22 protein-coding genes and 1 pseudogene are annotated in these 18,070 nt (G+C 72.0%); 13 read left to right on the forward strand and 10 right to left on the reverse strand.

Annotated features, from left to right (window positions below; translation table 11 throughout):
* The first annotated feature begins 2 nt into the window (after positions 1–2).
* Entirely contained in the window at positions 3–380 is a 378-nt protein-coding gene (locus tag GV015_RS07905; protein ID WP_159877803.1) for a DUF1801 domain-containing protein, read from the forward strand.
* A gap of 102 nt (positions 381–482) precedes the next feature.
* The gene (locus GV015_RS07910) at positions 483–1,685 is read left to right on the forward strand and encodes an SLC13 family permease (RefSeq protein WP_159877805.1); all 1,203 of its coding nucleotides are present in this window, start codon (positions 483–485) and stop codon (positions 1,683–1,685) included.
* Positions 1,686–1,769: 84 nt separating this feature from the next.
* On the opposite strand, the gene GV015_RS07915 is transcribed toward GV015_RS07910, so the two are convergent.
* Positions 1,770–2,144 (reverse strand): iron chaperone, encoded by a 375-nt coding sequence (locus tag GV015_RS07915; RefSeq protein WP_124768721.1) that lies wholly within the window; start codon positions 2,142–2,144, stop codon positions 1,770–1,772.
* Between the two features lie 91 nt (positions 2,145–2,235).
* Positions 2,236–3,207, reverse strand: coding sequence for an NAD(P)/FAD-dependent oxidoreductase (locus GV015_RS07920; RefSeq protein WP_159877807.1), 972 nt, complete (start codon positions 3,205–3,207; stop codon positions 2,236–2,238).
* Between the two features lie 109 nt (positions 3,208–3,316).
* On the opposite strand from GV015_RS07920, the gene GV015_RS07925 reads away from it, so the two are divergent.
* The 4 genes from GV015_RS07925 (at position 3,317) to GV015_RS07940 (ending at position 5,522) form a co-directional block, all read left to right on the forward strand.
* Positions 3,317–3,928, forward strand: a complete 612-nt coding sequence (locus GV015_RS07925) for a helix-turn-helix transcriptional regulator (RefSeq protein WP_079705135.1) — start codon at positions 3,317–3,319, stop codon at positions 3,926–3,928.
* Entirely contained in the window at positions 3,925–4,353 is a 429-nt protein-coding gene (locus tag GV015_RS07930; RefSeq protein ID WP_159877809.1) for a hypothetical protein, read from the forward strand. Before GV015_RS07925 ends, GV015_RS07930 begins: the two co-directional genes overlap by 4 nt.
* Before the next feature lie 40 nt (positions 4,354–4,393).
* Positions 4,394–4,909 carry a DUF427 domain-containing protein gene (locus tag GV015_RS07935; protein WP_079705137.1) on the forward strand — a complete coding sequence of 172 codons (516 nt, stop codon included), beginning with the start codon at positions 4,394–4,396 and terminating at the stop codon, positions 4,907–4,909.
* 124 nt (positions 4,910–5,033) lie between these two features.
* Positions 5,034–5,522, forward strand: a complete 489-nt coding sequence (locus GV015_RS07940) for a hypothetical protein (RefSeq protein WP_086474566.1) — start codon at positions 5,034–5,036, stop codon at positions 5,520–5,522.
* 9 nt (positions 5,523–5,531) lie between these two features.
* Here the strand turns inward: GV015_RS07940 and GV015_RS07945 are convergent, their stop codons facing one another.
* From GV015_RS07945 to GV015_RS07955, 3 genes are all read right to left on the reverse strand, one after another.
* Positions 5,532–6,521, reverse strand: coding sequence for an MBL fold metallo-hydrolase (locus GV015_RS07945; RefSeq protein ID WP_159877811.1), 990 nt, complete (start codon positions 6,519–6,521; stop codon positions 5,532–5,534).
* Between the two features lie 223 nt (positions 6,522–6,744).
* The gene (locus tag GV015_RS07950) at positions 6,745–7,650 is read right to left on the reverse strand and encodes a LysR family transcriptional regulator (protein ID WP_124768724.1); all 906 of its coding nucleotides are present in this window, start codon (positions 7,648–7,650) and stop codon (positions 6,745–6,747) included.
* Positions 7,651–7,749: 99 nt separating this feature from the next.
* Positions 7,750–8,499 (reverse strand): NRDE family protein, encoded by a 750-nt coding sequence (locus GV015_RS07955; protein ID WP_159877813.1) that lies wholly within the window; start codon positions 8,497–8,499, stop codon positions 7,750–7,752.
* 80 nt (positions 8,500–8,579) lie between these two features.
* Between GV015_RS07955 and coaBC the strand changes: the two genes are divergently transcribed.
* Entirely contained in the window at positions 8,580–9,896 is a 1,317-nt protein-coding gene (gene coaBC, locus GV015_RS07960; RefSeq protein ID WP_159877815.1) for a bifunctional phosphopantothenoylcysteine decarboxylase/phosphopantothenate--cysteine ligase CoaBC, read from the forward strand.
* Positions 9,897–9,915: 19 nt separating this feature from the next.
* The gene (locus GV015_RS07965; RefSeq protein WP_159877817.1) at positions 9,916–11,211 is read left to right on the forward strand and encodes a M23 family metallopeptidase; all 1,296 of its coding nucleotides are present in this window, start codon (positions 9,916–9,918) and stop codon (positions 11,209–11,211) included.
* 21 nt (positions 11,212–11,232) lie between these two features.
* Here GV015_RS07965 and GV015_RS07970 read toward each other — a convergent pair whose 3' ends face one another.
* Positions 11,233–11,901, reverse strand: coding sequence for an SGNH/GDSL hydrolase family protein (locus GV015_RS07970; protein WP_159877819.1), 669 nt, complete (start codon positions 11,899–11,901; stop codon positions 11,233–11,235).
* A gap of 125 nt (positions 11,902–12,026) precedes the next feature.
* Here GV015_RS07970 and GV015_RS07975 point away from each other — a divergent pair, with 125 nt between their 5' ends.
* Genes GV015_RS07975 through GV015_RS07995 form a run of 5 tightly spaced genes read left to right on the forward strand, consistent with a single transcriptional unit; the run spans position 12,027 to position 15,949 of the window.
* Complete coding sequence (locus tag GV015_RS07975; protein WP_159877821.1) at positions 12,027–12,431, forward strand: molybdopterin-binding protein; 405 nt, start codon at positions 12,027–12,029, stop codon at positions 12,429–12,431.
* Positions 12,428–13,243 carry a molybdate ABC transporter substrate-binding protein gene (modA, locus tag GV015_RS07980; protein ID WP_159877823.1) on the forward strand — a complete coding sequence of 272 codons (816 nt, stop codon included), beginning with the start codon at positions 12,428–12,430 and terminating at the stop codon, positions 13,241–13,243. Before GV015_RS07975 ends, modA begins: the two co-directional genes overlap by 4 nt.
* Positions 13,244–13,295: 52 nt before the next feature.
* Positions 13,296–14,063: an ABC transporter permease gene (locus GV015_RS07985; protein WP_124770124.1), complete on the forward strand. Its 768-nt coding sequence runs from the start codon at positions 13,296–13,298 to the stop codon at positions 14,061–14,063.
* Positions 14,060–15,142 (forward strand): sulfate/molybdate ABC transporter ATP-binding protein, encoded by a 1,083-nt coding sequence (locus tag GV015_RS07990; RefSeq protein ID WP_159877825.1) that lies wholly within the window; start codon positions 14,060–14,062, stop codon positions 15,140–15,142. The genes GV015_RS07985 and GV015_RS07990 overlap by 4 nt, the downstream gene beginning before the upstream one ends.
* 45 nt (positions 15,143–15,187) lie before the next feature.
* Positions 15,188–15,949, forward strand: coding sequence for a GH25 family lysozyme (locus GV015_RS07995; RefSeq protein ID WP_159877827.1), 762 nt, complete (start codon positions 15,188–15,190; stop codon positions 15,947–15,949).
* A gap of 25 nt (positions 15,950–15,974) precedes the next feature.
* On the opposite strand, the gene GV015_RS08000 is transcribed toward GV015_RS07995, so the two are convergent.
* The 4 genes and pseudogenes from GV015_RS08000 to GV015_RS08015 form a co-directional block, all read right to left on the reverse strand.
* On the reverse strand, positions 15,975–16,115 hold the full coding sequence (locus GV015_RS08000; protein WP_159877829.1) for a hypothetical protein: 141 nt from the start codon (positions 16,113–16,115) through the stop codon (positions 15,975–15,977).
* Positions 16,116–16,368: 253 nt separating this feature from the next.
* A pseudogene (locus GV015_RS08005) lies at positions 16,369–16,779 on the reverse strand (arsenate reductase ArsC); the annotation flags it as partial.
* Entirely contained in the window at positions 16,776–17,375 is a 600-nt protein-coding gene (locus tag GV015_RS08010) for a TetR-like C-terminal domain-containing protein (RefSeq protein WP_159877833.1), read from the reverse strand. The gene GV015_RS08010 and the pseudogene GV015_RS08005, both read right to left, overlap by 4 nt.
* Positions 17,376–17,417: 42 nt before the next feature.
* A complete protein-coding gene (locus GV015_RS08015) occupies positions 17,418–17,876 on the reverse strand; it encodes a hypothetical protein (protein ID WP_064294389.1) in 459 nt (152 codons plus the stop codon).
* Positions 17,877–18,070: the final 194 nt, after the last annotated feature.

Consider the following 18,070-nt stretch of genomic DNA (forward strand, 5'->3'; position numbering starts at 1 on the left):
CCATGAGCTCCGCCGAGGTCGACGCCTACCTCGTCTCCCTCGCACACCAGCTGAAGCCGGCGGTCGTGCGGCTGCGCGAGGCGATCATGGCCTCGGACGAGGGCATCTCGGAGCACCTCAAGTGGAAGGCGCCGAGCTTCGTCTACGACGGCGAGGACCGCGTCACCTTCGCCCTGCACCCGGCGAACCGCATCCGGATCATCCTGCACCGGGGCGCGCATCAGCGGGACGACACCGACGCCTTCCGGTTCGACGACCCCTCCGGACTCGTGGTGTGGGCGGCGCCCGACCGCGGTGTCGTCACCTTCTCCAGCATCGAAGCGGCGGCGGATGCCGAGCCCGCCCTGCTCGAACTCATCGGGCGCTGGGTGCGGGCCTGACACCCGTCGACGAGCGCGGGAGCACGCGGTCGGCGAGCCGTCGTATGATCGACTGCCGAGCGGGCGACAGCGCACCGACGGACCGGCGGTGAAGGAGGCCTCGTGCGCAGTGCCGTGCTCGGCCTCGTGCTGCTCGTCATCGGGACGATCGCGATCCTCACCGGTGTCCTCCCCGCCCCGGAGGCCCTCGGCATCGCCGACCGCGTCTGGCCGATCCTCCTGTTCGTCGTCGCGATCACCGTCGTCGCCGAACTCGCTGCGGACGCCGGCCTGTTCACCCTCGTCGCCTCGCGGCTCGTGCGCTGGGGTCGGGGGAGCACCTGGTTGCTGTGGCTGCTCGTCGTCGCGCTGGCAACGCTCAGCACCGTCTTCCTCTCGCTCGACACCACGGCCGTCCTCCTGACGCCGGTCGTCATCACCCTCGCGCGGCATGCCGGGCTGTCGCCGGTGCCGTTCGCCCTGACCACCGTCTGGCTGGCGTGCACGGCGTCGCTGCTGTTGCCGGTGTCGAACCTCACCAACCTCCTCGCGGAGCACGCGATCGACGAGGCCGCCACGGCGTCGGGTGGCGGTCCGCTCGGCCCTGGCGGATTCGCAGCGCTCATGGTCGTCCCCGCGATCATCGCGGTCGTGGTTCCCTGCGTGGTCCTCGCGATCGTGTACCGCCGTCAGCTCGCAGGTGCCTACACGGTGGACGTGGAGGCGCGGGACGACGACCGGGTGCTGCTGTGGACGTCCGGGCTCGTGGTGCTCGTGCTCCTGCCGCTGCTGGTGTCCGGCATCCCGGTGTGGATGTCTGCGGTCGGTGCGGCGGTGATCCTGGTGGTCGTCTTCCTCATCCGGCGTCCCGGGGCGCTCCGTCCGGCGCTCGTTCCGTGGCAGCTCGTCCTGCTCGCCTCCGGACTGTTCCTCGTGGTGGAGGCGGCTCACGCCCTCGGGCTCGCGCGGGCGCTCGCGTCCATCGCGGGGACCGGCGACTCGCTCCTGGCGCTCCTGCAGCTGGCGGGGGTCGGCATGGCGAGCGCCAACCTCGTCGACAACCTCCCGGCGTACCTGGCCCTCGAGCCGGTGGCCGGCGACCCCGTGCGCTTCGCGGCACTGCTCATCGGCGTGAACGCGGGCGCGCTCATCACCCCGTGGGCGGCGCTCGCGACGCTGCTCTGGCACGCGCGGCTCACCGCGGCGGACGTCGAGTTCGGTTGGGGCCGGTTCATCGCGCTCGGCTTCGTGGTCGCCCCGCTGACGGTCGCCCTCGCCACCGTCGGGCTCTGGCTGGCGCAGGGTGCCGGCGCGATCCTGCCCTGAGGTCCCTGAACACCATTCCCCGGTCCCTGAGCACCATTCCCCGGTCCCTGAGCCTGTCGAAGGGCGGCGACGCGTCGCGCTCCCTCAGTGCTCGTGGCGTGCGTCCGCCGCTCGACGCCGCTCCAACAGCTCCGTGACGATCCGATCGATGAGCTCGAAGGGGATCGGCCGGCTGAACGGGAACTGCAGCGTGTCCTTCGCCGCCCGGTAGTCGGCGACGGCGTTCTGGAGGGGGCCGTCGAACGGCGGGATCGAGTACAGGGCGATGTGGTGCTTCCAGGCGCCGAGGTAGAGCAGGTAGCGGTCGTCGAGCATGAACGTCGGCATGCCGTAGCGGATGGCCTCGGTGACTCCAGGCACGATGCGGTGGACGCGGAGTCGGATCTCCTCGATGGCGTCCGCGGCGTCGGTGGGTTGCGCGGCGAGGTAGTCGTCGATCGTTGTGGGTGCACCCGGCATGTCTCTCCTCGTCGGAACGGAGACGGCACGGGAGCCCCTGCCCCCGTGCCGTCATCGTCCCATGTCCGCGTCTCGCGCGACAGTGGTGGTTCTACCGCTTCGCGAGGGCTCGGCGCACGTCCTCCTGGACGAGGTCGGCGTTCATGATCGCGCCGGCCATCGATCCGGCGGCCGCCGCCTGCAGGACCTGGGTACGCAGGTTGGTGACGTCTCCGGCCGCCCAGACACCCGGCACCGAGGTGGCGCCCAGCTCGTCGACGCCGATCGCGTCACCGAACTCGGCCCCACGCGGGTGCGGTCGCGTGTGGAGCCCGAGACCGGTGAACGCGTCGGCGCGCACCCGGTTGACCGGGGCCACGGCCAGCGCCTCGACGGGGACGGTGCGGCCGTCGTCCAGTCGCACGCCGACGAGCCGGTCGTCGGCGATCTCGAGCCGCTCCACGACGCCGTCGACCACCTCGATGCCCCGCGCCGCGAACGCCGCCTCCTGCTCCGCCGTGAAGGCGCCCGCGGTGTTGCGGAGCACGACGACCCGGTCGCTCAGCTGCCGGAACAGCTGCGCCTGATGGGCTGCGGCCTCCGCGTTCGTGCCGAGGACACCGATCACGCGGTCCTGGACCTCCCAGCCGTGGCAGTAGGGGCAGTGGAGGGCGTCGCGGCCGAACCGCTCCCAGAGGCCGGGGATGGACGGGAGCTCGTCGGCGGTGCCGGTGGCGATGAGGAGACGGCGGCCTCGGAGGATCGCGCCGTCCGCCGTCGTCAGGGTGAAGCCGTCATCGTCACGCCTCGCATCGACGACCTGACCGTCGACGACGCGGACGCCGTACGACGCCACCTCCGCGCGGCCGAGGCGCAGGAGCTCGCGAGGCGGGGTGCCCTCTCGGGTCAGGAAACCGTGGATGCCGTCGGCGGGCGCGTTCCGGGGCTCGCCGCCGTCGACGACGATCACGGACCGTCGTGATCGTCCGAGCATGATGGCTGCACTGAGCCCGGCGGCGCCCCCGCCGACGATGACGGCGTCGACGAGGTCGGTGGTGGGTGCTGGGGTGACGGGAGTGCTCATGGATCGTTCCGTTCGGTCGACGTGCTGGGAGGTGTCCAGGGTGCGCCCAGCGGTGCCGAAGTGGCAAGAACACTTGCCGAAGCGGCAACGTGCGAGCGAGAATCGACCCATGGCGCATGCACACGACGAGCAACGGTCCATCGACGGCGTCCTGGATGCCGTCGGGCCGAGGCTGCGAGCCATCCGGCAGCATCGCGGCACCACCCTCGCCGCCCTGTCGGCTGAGACGGGCATCTCGGTCTCCACCCTCTCCCGGCTCGAGTCGGGCCAGCGCCGACCGAACCTCGAGCTGCTCCTGCCACTCGCCAAGGCGCACCAGGTACCCCTGGACGACCTCGTCGGTGCTCCGCAGACGGGTGATCCCCGCGTCCACCTGAAGCCCGTCCAGCGGTACGGCCAGACGATCGTGCCGCTGACGCGCCGATCGGGCGGCCTCCACGCGTTCAAGAGCATCATCCACGGCGGCGACGGCCCGCAGACGCCCGAGACGCAGAAGGTCCACGAGGGCTACGAGTGGCTCTACGTCCTCAACGGTCGGTTGCGGCTCCTCCTCGGCGACCAGGACATCGTGCTCACCGCGGGAGAGGTCGCCGAGTTCGACACCCGCGTCCCGCACTGGTTCGGCCGGGCCGAGGCCGCAGCGGTGGAGTTCCTCAGCCTGTTCGGCAAGCAGGGTGAACGGATGCACGTCCGCGCGACGTCGACGAGGAGGAGCGCGTGATCGGACACGATGACGAGGAGGGTGCCCGCCCACCCGAGGACGACCGGCCGTTCGCGGAGCAGCTCCTCGAACGCCGCGGGTTCGCGGTCACGGCGGCCCTGTTCGTCATGCTCGGAGGGCTCGTCGTGCCGTTCGTCGGCTGGGTGGCCGGCATGGTCATGCTGTGGCGGTCGCGCGCCTGGACGACCAAGCAGAAGGTCTGGGCCACCGGCGGACCGATCCTCGCGAGCGCCGCGGTGCTGCTCGTCCTGGCCCTCCTGACCGCGAACGGGAAGTCGACGGACGCCGGCGTCGGTGGCTCGCCGGTGATCCCCGTCGTCTACGACCTCGGGTCGACGGCCGTCGTGCTGCTACTGATCGGGTATGCGGCGGCGGGTGCCTGGTTGCTCTGGCTCGCGCTCCGGACCGTGGGCCGGCGCGCCTGATTCGCGGTCGTCGCTCAGGTGGACCGGGCAGCATGGTGAGATGCCCGACTCCTCGCGATTCCGCCGCCCCCTGCCCGTCCAGCCCGGACCCGGTGAGGAGTCCGTCTGGGAGTACCCGCGTCCGCCGCGGGTCGAGCCGCGCGACGAGCGCGTCGTGATCCGGTTCGGCGGCACGGTCATCGCGGAGTCGACGGCCGCGGTCCGGGTCCTGGAGACGAGCCACCCGCCGGTGTACTACGTCCCGGCGGCGGACTTCTCGCCGGGGGTCCTGGTGCCGGTCGACGGGACGACCATGTGCGAGTTCAAGGGCGAGGCCCACTACCTCGACGTGCGGGTGGGCGACGCGGTCGCCGGTGCCGCCGCGTGGACCTACCCCGATCCGCGTCCGGGATACGCGCCGCTGTTCGGCATGATCGCCGTCTATCCGGGACGCATGGACGCCTGCGAGGTCGACGGAGTGCCGGTGCAGGCGCAGGAGGGCGACTTCTACGGCGGATGGATCACGCCGGGCATCGTCGGGCCGTTCAAGGGCGCCCCGGGCACGCGCGGCTGGTAGCAGACGCCGCAGCCTTACACCCGCTCCTCCTCCGCGCGCAACGCCCTGGGGCACCACGCACCGACATGCCACGCTGAGCGCCAAGCGCCGTCGACGACGAGGCGCGCAGGAGGCGGTCGAAGCCATGGACGTGTTCGATGAAGCAGCGGACCCGGGTTGGTCCCTCCTCCGTGTCGTCCCGCTGTTCGGCCTCGCCGTCAGCGTCGGAGCGGTCGCCGGAGCGGCCCTCGCGGCCGGTGCAGAGCTCTTCGGGACGGTCGGGACCGTCTCGGTGCATCCGGCCGATCTCGGCGGGATCGCCGTCCTCGTCGGTGGACTCGTCGGAGGGATGCTCGCCGCCGTCGGGGCGGTCGGTGCGCTGCTGGCGCTCGGCATCCTCGACCACTGGGGCGAGCGGGGCCCGGTCCACCGGGCCTGGATCGCCGGTGGTGGTGCGGCCTTCCTCGTCCTGATCGTCGGCGGCCTCATCGCCGCACCCATCGGACTCGCCTCGACGATCGGGGTCGTCGTGTTCGCGGTGCTCGCCGCCGGGGTGGCGGCCGGCGGTGGGCTCTACGCCTTCGAACGGGCGCTGGCGCGTCGTCGAGCCGGGTGGGCCGGCCTCAGTCGGTAGCGCGGACGGTCAGCCGGCGAGCTGCTGAAGGCGCGCCCGGTGCCAGTCGGTCTGCGTGAGGGCCGAGACGCGGAGGAGACCGGTCAGTGCGTCCCATCCGGCCGACCAGCCGATGCGGGAGGCGACGGTCCACACGCTCGCATCTGGGTCGTCCGCGAGGACGGCGCGCACCTCGTCGGCTCGCCGCAGATGGTGGGCGGCCAGCTCGTCGCAGCGGTCCGCGAGTCCCGTGAACCGGAAGCCGTGTCCGGGGACCACCTGGTCGCCGTCGTATCCGCGGACGCGGTCGAGTGATGACAGGTAGGCCGTCACCGGATTCTCCGAGGTGCGCGCGCCGAGCCCGAGCCCCGAGAAGATCGTCGGCAGCACGTGGTCGCCCGTGAACAGGTAGCCGCGGTCCTCATCGCGCAGGGTAAGGTGACCCGTCGTATGGCCGGGGGTGTGCAGGACCCTGATCGAGCGACCGGGGAGCGTCAGCAGGTCGCCGTCCTCGAGCGTCCGGTCCGCACGGGTGTCGCCGAGGTGCCCGGCGGGTGCCGTCGCACCAGTGGCCCAGGGGCGCACGGTCGTGTCGTCGGCCGGGACGCCCCACTCGTCCAATGCTGCGGCGAGGTCGGCCGGGCCCGGCGGCGTCGAGCCCGCCGCCTCGTCTTCGAGACGGTGCATGAGGACGGGTGCGGCGAGCTCGTCGCGGAGGGCGCCGGCGAGGCCGAGGTGGTCGGGGTGCAGGTGGGTCACGACGACGCCCGTGAGCGTCGTCACCCCGATGCCGCGGAGCTCCCGCAACAGGTGCTCGCGGCCCTCGGGGGTGTCGGTTCCGGGGTCGACGACGATCGCGCGACCGTCGGTGCCGAAGAGGACCGAGCAGAGGGTGAAGGGATTGCCGGGGTCGCCGGTCGGGACGGCGATGACGACCGTGTCGGCGTCGAGGTGCTCCGTCGCAGGGATCCGGCCGTCGCGGAAGGCGGCAGCCTGGGACTCGCTCGATGAGGTGATCATGGTGCTGCTCCGGGTGGTGTCGGGGGACGGACCAACCCTAGTCGTGGGGCCCGTCGGGTTCAGTACGATGGGTGCATGACCGTGAACGACATCCTCATCGGCGTGATCGCCCTCATCTCCGTCTTCGGCGGCATCGGCCTGGTCGGGGCGCTCGTCGCCATGGCCAAGTCGGGTTACCACGGCTGATCCTCTCCGCAGGAGGCTCGGCCGGTCCCACGGCGGGTCAGCGGGCGACGGCCTCGTCCGTGGCCCGTTGCACCGCTGCGAGCGCTGCCGCGACGGCCGAACGCTGCAGTGAGCCCTTCCGCGCCGTCGCGACGATCTTCCGCTCGCTCATCCCGGCGATGGGCTTCCGCACGACGTCCGTCCGCGAGCCGATCGCGATGTCCGGGAGGACGGCGATCGACAGCCCGGCCGCCACGTGGTCGATGACGACCTCGTAGCTCGTGAACCGTCCGGCCACCCTCGGCTCGAACCCGGCGCGACGACAGATCAGCGGGACGAGTTCGCCGAGGTAGGTGCCCGGTGCGTCGAGGGCCCAGGACTCCGTCTGCAGCTCGCTGAAGGTGACCTGATCCTGCGCGGCCAGTCGGTGGTCGAGCGGCGCGATGAGCAGGAGCGGGTCGGTGGTGAGCGGCACGCTGTGCACTGAGGGGTCGAGGAGGAACCCGTCCTCCTGATCGACGGTGATCACGACGTCGCAGCTGCCCCGCTGGACGGCGGTGGTGCTCTCGTGCGGCTCGACCTCGATGAGTTCGACCTCGAGGCGCGGGTACTGCCGCGCGAGGGAGCGCGCGGCGGGGATGAGGATCGGGGCGATGACGCTCGCGAACCCGGCGATGCGGAACCGGCCGGACGGCTCGGACTCGACCTCGGCCAGTTCGACCTCGATGGCGTCCATCTGCGCGAGCAGGGCCCGAGCGCGCTCGACGAGCAGCGCCCCCGTCGGGGTCAGGGTGAGCGTCCGGCCGCGTCGTTCCAGGAGCGCGGCGCCGGTCTCGGCCTCGAGCACGGAGAGCTGCTGCGAGACGGTCGAGGGGCTGAGGTCGAGCTCACGGCCGACGGCGCGGATCGTACCGAGGCGGTCGAACGCCTCGAGCAGTCGCAGTCGCACGGGGTTCAGGGCCATGCTGCAACAGTATCGAGCGCGCCAGGGCGCCCTCCACACGGGTGGCAGTCCGATCCGGGTCCCGTGGCTCCCGGCGGGTGCCGACCGTCGCCGTCCTGGTCACTCCCAGACGAGCTCCTCCGGCAGATGGCCGGGCTCGGCGAGTCGGGCGTTCCGGAGCACCGCACCGTCGGGGCCGAGCGAGAGCGCCGTCACCGAGAGCGAGGCGAGGCGCAGGCCGTCGTGGTCGTCGATGCGGACGATCGCCTCGTCGGCATCGGCGGGGACGGTCGTCGTGGAGCGCAACGTGCGCAACCACGGCTCCCAGGACGCGGCCGTCGCACCGTCCAGCGGCCCGATGGGCGATGGGACGTCGAGGAAGGCCGGCCGCCACCGGTGGACCCGTGAGACGTCGAGGTGGTCGGGGCCCTCGTGCGTCACGAGGTGGAGACCGGGTGCGACGTCGATGGACCGGGGCGAGGTGCCGTCCCAGCTCGTGACGGTGACGCGGTCAGGACGCAGCTCCACGAGGTTCCAGGACCTGGCGCTGCGGGCGTCGTCCGGGTCGACGCCGGTCGTGACGGCTTCCAGCGGCAGCACGCCCCGCGAGGTCCACCCGTCGGCGGGCATGTCGAGGTCCTCGCGTCGGTTGAGGACCACCGCCGCCCGGGGGCCGCCCGGGGCGTCGTCGTTCGTCGCCAGCCACGCGCCGCCCGCTTCGCGGTCGTGGATGCCGCGGACGCTGTCACCGAGTCCGGGCCACCACGCGCCTGGTGGGTCCCAGGCACGCCCCGGCTGTTCGTCTCGCAGCCCGAGCACGGCGATCGGCCACGCGCGCCCCGGCTCGAAGTCGATGATGACGGTGCACACGCTGGTTCCTCCTCGGCCGGCCGGACTAGGACAGACTAGACGAGGACCCGGCGCGGGAGCGCCGGAAGCGAGGAGGCGGCATGGGCGTGCAGGACGCATCGCGGGAGGCGGCTGGGCGCACGGTCGTCGTCGGGATCACGGGCGGGATCGCCGCGTACAAAGCGGTCGGCGTCATTCGCGGGTTCGTGCTCGCGGGCTTCGACGTCCACGTCGTGCCGACCGAGAGCGCCCTCCGGTTCGTCGGCCTGCCGACCCTCGAGGCGATCAGCCGGAACCCCGTCACGACCTCGCTGTACGACGGCGTCGCCGAAGTCCGGCACGTCGCCCTCGGGCAGCGCGCGGAACTCATCGTCGTGGCGCCGACGACGGCCAACACCCTCGCGAAACTCGCGGCGGGACTCTCCGACGACCTCCTCGGCACCACCATCCTGGCCAGCCGGGCGCCGGTCCTGCTGGCGCCGGCGATGCACACCGAGATGTGGCAGCACCCGGCGACGACCGCGAACGTCGCCCTCCTGCGATCGCGCGGGGTGGCCGTCATCGGGCCGGCGAACGGCGCGCTGACCGGCGGCGACACGGGGCCGGGACGCATGAGCGAACCCGACGACATCGTGGCCGCCGGCTTGGCGCTGCTCGCCGGACGCAGCGGTGGAACGGACGCGCACCCGGACGATTTCCGCGCCGAGCGCGTCGTCGTCTCGGCCGGCGGCACCCGCGAGCCGCTCGACCCGGTGCGGTTCCTCGGAAACCGGTCGAGCGGCCGGCAGGGGCTGGCCATCGCGCAGGCCGCCGCCGAGCGCGGAGCCGAGGTGGTGCTCGTCGCGGCGCACCTGGACTCCGATGTCGCGGCCGAAGCGGATGCGGTCGACGGTCTGCGGGTCGTCCCGGTCGGCACCGCAGCGGAACTCGCAGCGGCCATGGAGGACGCGGCGGCCCACGCGACGCTCGTGGTCATGGCGGCCGCCGTGGCGGACTACCGCGCCGCCGAGATCGCCGAACGGAAGATCAAGAAGGACGACACCGGCGACGAGCTCACCCTGCGACTCGTCCGCAACCCCGACGTGCTCGCCGGACTCTCCGCGGCCCGGGTGCCGGGACGGATGGTCGTCGGGTTCGCCGCGGAGACCGCCACCGACCGCGAGGAGTTGCTGGCCCTCGGCCGGGCCAAGGCGGTACGCAAGGGCGCCGACCTCCTCGTGCTCAATCGCGTGGGGTGGACGAACGGCTTCGGCACGCCCGACAACGAGGTCGTCGTGATCGACGGTGCCGGCGAGGTGGTCGGTGAGGCGACCGGATCGAAGCGCAGCATCGCCGACCGGCTGCTCGACCTCGTGCTCGCCCACCGGGCGGAGCCGGTTCGTTCCCAGGCGGGCGAGCCTCCCCCCGAACAGGGCTGACCACTGCCACGATGGCACCATGCCACGCCTCCGTCCCGCGCGCCGTCGCGCCTCCATCGCCGCGGCCCTCGCCGGAGTCATCGTCCTCTCGATGGGTCTCGCACAGCCGGCCGCCGCTGCGGAGTACCCCAGCTGGGAGGACGTCGAGGCGGCCCGCTCGAGCGAATCCTCGAAGCAGTCGACCATCGGTCAGATCGAAGGGCTCGTCCAGCAGCTGAAGGCCGCTGCGGCGCTCGCCGAAGCCGAGGCCGTCCTCCGTGCCGATGAGTACGAGGCTGCTCAGCTGGCCGTCGACGAGGCGAGCTACCGTGCCGTCTCGCTCCGCGAGCAGGCCGTCGCCGCGACGACCGCGGCACAGGCCTCCAAGCGCCAGGCCGGCGCGCTCGTCGCCGCGTGGTTGCGGTCGGGGAACGTCGACCTCAGCACCGCCGCATTCCTCGACGGCCAGGAGCCGGAGTCGCTCCTCGGGCGCTTGAGCACGATCACGAAGCTCAGCGAGTCCACGGACGGCACCTACGACCGGGCGAGGACCGATGCGAACACGGCGTCGCTCCTCACCGAGCAGGCGACCATCGCCGAGGCCGCCCTCGGCGAGCTCGCCGCGGCAGCCGAGACCGCGCTCGGAGATGCGGTCGCAGCCCGTGCCGACGCCGAGACCGCCGTGTCCGAGCAGCAGGAGTACCTCGCGACGCTCGAGGCCCAGCTCGTGGTCCTCAAGGAGAACCGCGCAGCCACCGAGGCCGACTACCGCAAGGGCGAGGAAGTGAAGGCGGCTGCGGCCGCCGCTGCTGCAGCCGCGGCGGCTGCGGCTGAGGCTGCACGCGCGGCTGCCGAGGCCGCTGCGAACGCGGGCGGTGGCGGAGGTGGCGGCGGCGGAGGTGGCGGTGCTTCGGGTGCCGTCGGGAGCCAGGGGTGGGCCCTGCCGATCTCCGGCCGGATCACCGACAACTACGGACCGCGACCCGGTCGCCCCGTGCCCGGCGTCAACCCGTTCCATTCGGGCACCGACATCGGAGCGGGTTGCGGGCGAGCGGTCTACGCCGCGAACGCCGGCACGGTGGTCTACGCCGGCTGGCTCGGCACGTACGGCAACTGGGTCCTCGTCGACCACGGTGGCGGCGTCATGACCGGGTACGCGCACAACAGCAGCATCCTCGTCGGCGAGGGGCAGTGGGTGTCCGCCGGTCAGAACATCTCGCTCGTCGGGACGACGGGTGCCTCGACCGGATGCCACGTGCACTTCGAGGTCAGGATCGGCGGCTCGCGCGTCGATGCCGTCCCGTTCATGGCGGACCGGGGCATCCGCCTGGGCTGAGCGGCGACGGACACCGGGGCGTCAGAGTCCGAGGCGCTCGAGCTCGGCATCCATCCGGCGAGCCATCTCCGCGTATCCCTCGTCGTTCGGGTGGAGGCCGTCCGCGGCCATCCACTCCGGGTGCCCCTCGATCCAGTGCGACGCCCCGGGGATGGTGTCGGCGTCGATCTCCTGCGCGGCGTCGTCCACCCAGCCGATGATCGTCTCGATCGACTGCGGACGCTCGTCGGTGTACCAGAACGGTTCGACGACGATGAAGCGGGCCTCCGGGAGCGCGTCGCGGAGGCGCTGCAGGTCCGTCGTGATCTGCTCGTGGATCCGGTCGGCGGCATTGTCGAAGCTGAACGCGTCGTTGAGCCCCATCGTGACGAAGACGATGTCGGGCTGCTCGGCGATGATGAGGGAGGGCAGGTCGCCGCTGCCGTCGCCGAAGCGGTCGCGGTGGTTCACGAACCCGAGGCCGTTGACGCTGGGGTTGAACTCCCGCCAGCCGCGTTCCTCGCTGACGACGGTGGACCAGCGGTTGGCCGGGTCGCTCGCTCCGGTGCCGAGGGTGTACGAATCGCCGTAGAACGCGACGAGCGGTCCGTCGCCCGGGGCGCCGCCGGTCCCCGAGCCGGGGGACGCGCAGGCGGTGAGGCCAGTGGCGAGGGCGAGCAGGGTGACGGCGGCGAGCAGTCGTGATTTCATAGGGATGCTTCGGAGCGGTGGGCGTCGCAGAGGGTCGAAGCGCCGGTCGGCCGCCGACGACCCGAAGCGCGAATGCGGTTACAGCTAGGTCGTGTCAACGCGAATGCGTGCACTAGCCTGACTCCATGCCGCAGATCCGTATCCGAGACGCCGCCCTGTTCCTCGGGGTCAGCGACGACACCGTCCGTCGCTGGATCGACCAGGGCGCACTCGTCAGCGCGAAGGACGACGCAGGCCGTGGCGTCGTCGACGGCCTGTCGCTCGCTCAACTGGCCAGGCAGAACGCCGTCCTCCCCGTCGACCCCTCGGAGATCGGACGCTCGGCACGCAACCGCTTCGTCGGCATCGTCACCGACATCACGATGGACACGGTCATGGCGCAGGTGGAACTGCAGTGCGGCCCGCATCGCGTGGTGTCGCTCATGAGCAGTGAGGCCGTGCGTGAACTCGGCCTCGAACTCGGCTCCACGGCCATCGCCATCGTGAAGGCCACGACGGTCCTCATCGAGACCCCGAAGGCGAGCTCATGAACCGCATCGCACCCCGTCGATCCTTCCGACTGTTCAGCGCGCTGGCACTCGGCACCGGCGTCCTGCTCGCAGCATCCGCTTGCGCCGCCCCCGCCGCGACGCCGACACCCACCGCCTCGGCCACGACGGACGAGCTCAGCGGCTCCATCACGGTCTACGCGGCGGCTTCGCTCAAGACGACCTTCACCGCGCTCGCGGAGGACTTCGAGGAGGCGCACCCCGGTACGACCGTCGAGCTGACCTTCGCCGGCTCCTCCGACCTCGTCACGCAGCTCACGAACGGTGCTCCCGGAGACGTGTTCGCCTCCGCGGACGAGAAGAACATGGCGAAGCTGACCGATGCCGACCTCGTCGAGGGCGATCCGGTCGACTTCGCGACCAACGTCCTGCAGATCGCCGTGCCCTCGTCGAACCCCGCCGGTGTGAAGACCTTCGCCGACCTCGCCCGTCCGGGCGTCAAGACGGTCGTGTGCGCGCCGCAGGTCCCCTGTGGAGCGGCCACCGTCGCCGTCGAGGACGCCTCGGGTGTCGCGCTGAGCCCGGTCAGCGAGGAGTCGTCGGTGACCGACGTCCTCGGCAAGGTGACCTCGGGCGAGGCCGATGCCGGGCTCGTCTACGTGACCGACGTCATCGCGGCCGGCGACGCCGTGCGGGGCATCACCTTCCCCGAGTCGTCGAAGGCCGTCAACACCTACCCGATCGCGCCGCTCGCAGGGAGCGCGAACCCCACCGTCGCGGCGGCCTTCGCGGCGTACGTCGTGAGCGCCGAGGGACAGCGGGTGCTCGCCGACGCCGGCTTCGGCGCACCGTGACCCCGTGAGAGGACTCGGCTCGGGGGTGCCCCGCTGGATCGTCGTCGTCGCCATGGTCGGCGCGGCGTTCGTCCTGCTGCCGCTCGTCGCGATCGTCCTGCGGGTGGACTGGGCGGACTTCGGTGCGCTCGTCAGCTCGGAGTCGTCGGTCGCGGCGCTCGGGCTGAGTCTGCGGACGTCGTCACTCGCGACGGCCCTCTGCATCGTGTTCGGCGTGCCGCTCGCCCTCGTCCTCGCGCGCACCCGGTTCCCGGGGCAGCGTCTGCTGCGGTCGCTCGTCCTCCTCCCGCTCGTGCTCCCGCCCGTCGTCGGCGGGATCGCCCTGCTCTACACCTTCGGCCGGCTCGGCCTGCTCGGACCGGCACTCGCGGACGCCGGGATCGACATCGCGTTCTCCACGACCGCCGTCGTCCTCGCCCAGACCTTCGTCGCCCTGCCGTTCCTCGTGCTGAGCCTGGAGGGGGCGATCCGCACGACCGGCTCGCGGTACGAAGCCGTCGCCGCGACACTCGGTGCTCGTCCCACCACCGTCTTCCGCACCGTCACGCTGCCGCTCCTCGCGCCCGCCGTCGTGTCGGGCGCGATCCTCTCGTTCGCGCGGGCCCTCGGCGAGTTCGGGGCGACCCTCACCTTCGCGGGCAGCCTCCAGGGGGTCACCCGGACGCTGCCGCTCGAGATCTACCTGCAGCGCGAGACGGATCCCGACGCCGCTGTCGCACTGTCGCTCGTCCTCGTCGTCGTGGCCGTGCTCGTCGTCGGCGTCGCTGGGGCGCAGGGGTCGATCCGCCGTGGACGGACCGTCGCCGGAGTGGTTCGATGACCGGGGCGGCCCTGGCGTTCCGAGCGACGCTGCGTGAACGCGACTGGGAGCTCGCCGTGGACCTCGCCGCGGGGGAGACCGTCGCCGTGCTCGGCCCCAACGGCGCCGGCAAGTCGACGCTGCTCGCGGTCCTCGCCGGGCTCCTGCGTCCGGACACGGGTCACGCGACCCTCGCCGGTCGCGAGCTCTTCGCGGTCGGTGGACCGGGTCGGGACCAGTGGTCGCCGCCGCATCGGCGGGGGATCTCGCTCCTGGCCCAGGAAGCACTGCTCTTCCCCCACCGCTCCGTGCTCGACAACGTCGCCTACGGCCCGCTGGTCGCCGGTGCGTCACGCGGCGAGGCTCGGGACATCGCCCGACGACGGCTCGCGGAGGTCGAGGCGTCTGAGCTCGAGAGGCGCCGCCCCGCCGAGTTGTCCGGCGGCCAGGCGCAGCGGGTGGCACTCGCCCGCGCGCTGGCCCCGGACCCGGCCCTCCTCCTCCTCGACGAACCGATGGCCGCGCTCGACGCGACGGTCGCGCCCCACCTGCGCCGCATGCTCCGTGAGCAGTTGCGTGGGCGGACGACCGTGCTCGTGACGCACGAGGTGCTCGACGCGTACACGCTCGCGGACCGGGTGATCGTCCTGGACGCCGGGCGCATCGTCGAGCAGGGGCCGACGGCTGAGGTGCTCGAACGGCCGCGGACGGCGTTCACCGCGGACCTCGCGGGACTCGAACTGCTGACGGGCGTCCGCACGGCACGCGGGCTCCGTCTGCCGGATGGAGCGGAGGTCGCGGTCGAGGTCGACCCCTCCGCGGAGGCCGACCCGATCCCGGCCGGGGTCGCCGTCGCCTGCGCGTTCCGACCGTCCCGCGTCGAGGTCCGCGAGGCTGGCGGGTCTGGCGGCCCGACTGCGTCAGGCGCCCTCCGGGCGACGATCACCGACCTCGAACCCAGGGGCGACGTCGTCCGGGTCCGCTCGGCGGTCATCACCGCCGACGTCGCCGTGCAGCAGTTCGCGGCCGCGGGCTGGTCGACAGGTGACGTCGTCGACTTCGTGGTCGACCCGCGGGCAGCCGTCCTCTACCCGCGCTGAGGCGCCCTGCACCGGGACACGGCCGGGACGTGACAGAGTGAGTCGATGAGCCGATTCTGGAGACGCTGGTGGCCGATCGTCGTCGGGGCCGCCGGCACGCTCGCGATCGGCGGGATCTGCGCGGTGCTCGTCGCCATGGGGCTGGTGCGGCCGAACGCGATCCTGGCCGCCTCGTACGCGGTGCGCGGTGTCGACGTCTCCTCGTACCAGGGCGAGATCGACTGGGACGTCCTCGCGGCGCAGCCCATCGACTTCGCGATCATGAAGGCGACCGAGGGATCCGGTGATCAGGACGAACGGTTCGCCGCGAACTGGGCGGGCGCGCAACGAGCGGCCGACGAGACCGGCTTGCTGATCGGGGCGTACCACTTCCTGAGTTTCGACAGCCCTGCCGAGACGCAGGCGCAGAACATCTTCGACACCGTGCCGGTCACGGCGGGCGCTCTCCCGATCACCATCGATCTCGAGTGCTATGCCGACTACTGCCGGACGCCACCGAGTGCGGAGCGGGTCGCCGCCGTGCTCGATCCGCTCCTCGCGGCACTCGAGGAGCACTACGGTCGGCCGCCGATCATCTACGCCACCATGCGGTACTACGACGCGTTCCTCGCGGGCTCGTACGAGCGGAACCCGATGTGGATCCGCTCGGTCGTCACGCCGCCGGTCCTGTCGGACGGGCGGGCGTGGGACCTCTGGCAGTACACCAGCCGGGAACGGATGCCCGGGTACGTCGGCAAGGAGGAGTTCATCGACGTGAACGTCTTCGACGGCTCCCTGCGCGACCTCCAGGCCCTCGTCGGCCCCTGATCCGCGGCCCCGGAGGCGCGTCGGGTTACGGGGCGGGAGCGGGACCGGTGGTCGGCTCGGCGATGGGGAGGAACGTGTCCTCGCCGTCGACCTCCTGCTCGATGGAGTCCTCGGTGGTCTCGTGGTCCTCGGGGAGGTTGTCGTCGTTCGCTGCGTGCTTGCTCATACGACCACGATACGACTGGTGTCGCGTTGGGCAATGGGGTTGCGCGCCGCAGGCGTCCTCAGGAGGCGAAGGCGAGTGAGCGGGCTGTGAGTTCTTCGGTCAGAATGTCGACGGCCTTCGGTCCGACGCCGTGGATGCGGAGCAGGGCGGCGGGGGAGACCCGCGTGAGCTGCTCGAAGCGGGTGAACCCGTGCGCGCCGAGCGCTTCGTGGGCGACCGAGCCGATGGTGGCCGAGAACTCGGACGCCTCGGCGGGCACGAGTTCGACGAACAGCGCGGCGATCCGCTCCTCGATGTCGTCGCGGATGCGGCGGACGGCCTCGATGCCTTGGCCGGCCGGGTCCTCGAGTTCCCAGTCCTCGTAGCGCTTGCCGGGGAAGATCGGGCAGGCGTCGCCGCAGCCCATCGTGATGACCGCGTCGGACGCCCGGACGGCGTCGGTCGTGAGGATGCGGGGCACGGCTGCGGTGATGTCGATGCCGTGTTCGGCCATCGCCTCCACCGCCACGGTGTTGATCCGGTCCTTCGGTTCGCTCCCGGCCGACAGCACCTCGACCCGGTCGCCGGCGAGGGCGTCGAGGAAGCCGGCTGCGATCTGGGATCGACCGGCATTGTGCACGCAGACGAAGAGGACGGTCGGGGCGGTGGTGGTCGTGCTGGTCATGGCGTCTCCTGGAGGTGGCGTGAGCCGAGCGCGGACGAATGGTCGAGCAGGTCCACGAGGGCAGCGTAGCTGGTGGCGGGGTCGGCGCCGCGGGTGAAGCCGCCGACGAGCTCGAGGGACACGAAGCCGTGGAGGGCCGCCCGGACGATGCGTCCGGCGTCCGTCATCGCCACACTGTCGAGACCGCGCCCCGCGAGTGCCCGTTCGACGAGCATCACGAGCTCGCGGTCGGCCGGCTCGCCGGTGTCGGCGCGGACGTCCTCGATCGAGAACGCGAGGGCGTACCGGCCGGGATAGGCGAGGGCGAAGCGGCGGTACCCCTCGGCCAGCGCGGTGAGTGCAGGGGACCCGCTCAGACTGGTCGTCGCGATGTCGAGTCCGCTGGCCAGTTGGGCGAGGGCCAGCTGGGCGACGGCGGCGCGGAGGTCCTCGGTGCTGCGGACGTGCTTGAGGAGGGCCGGTGCCGAGGTGTCGAGCTCGCGGGCCAGGGCGGCGAGCGTGAGGGCGTCGGCGCCATACGTGTCGGCGAACTCGGCGGCTCCGACGATCACCCGTTGGCGGGAGAACTTCGTCCGGGAAACGGGTGCATCGGTCATCGGATCGAGCCTAACGCCACGCGGCCCTCATGCCGTGCGGCTTCAGACCGTCGGCGGTGTGGCTTCGTGGTGGGGCGCGCCGTGCGTGCGGCGGTCCTCCTTCATGGCGGCTTCCGCGAGGTGGCGTCGGCCGCCCGCCAGTTCGTTGCGGACCTCCGCCTCGAGCGTGCGGAACGGTTCCCAGTAGTTGCCGTCGTAGTCTTCGACGATCTGGAACGTCCAGCGTCCGTCGATGACATTGCGTCCGACCAGCTCGGTGTCGATCCGGTCGGCGAGGGCGTCGTGTCCGGCTTCGCGCAGGGCGTCCGCGGCTTCGCCGAGCGCGAGGTCCGCTTTGCCGGTCAGGCGATGGAAGCCGTAGAGCATGCCGCGCGCCTGCTCGACCACTTCGAGCGCCTCGGTCACTTTGCCGACCGCTTCCACAGTCGCGTCGTCGACCCCTGCGGGGACTCGGTGGGCGTCGTCGGGGCCGTCGGTCGTGCGGTCGTCTGCAGAACTCATACGACCAGTCTGTCCGGATCGGCCCCGGATGTCTGGGGCTTGCGGACGGAGGTGCACGATGTGAGCCGGCGGACGTCCTCCCGCGCACCGAGCGAGAGCACCCCGACTGCCCTTCGACAGGCTCAGGGACCGAAGCGATCCGGCCGTACCGTTCCCGGCCACGGAGCCGGCGCGACCGAGGTGCCCTTCGACAG

It is taken from the genome of Plantibacter sp. T3 (assembly GCF_902506515.1).
Classification (GTDB): Bacteria; Actinomycetota; Actinomycetes; order Actinomycetales; family Microbacteriaceae; genus Plantibacter; species Plantibacter auratus.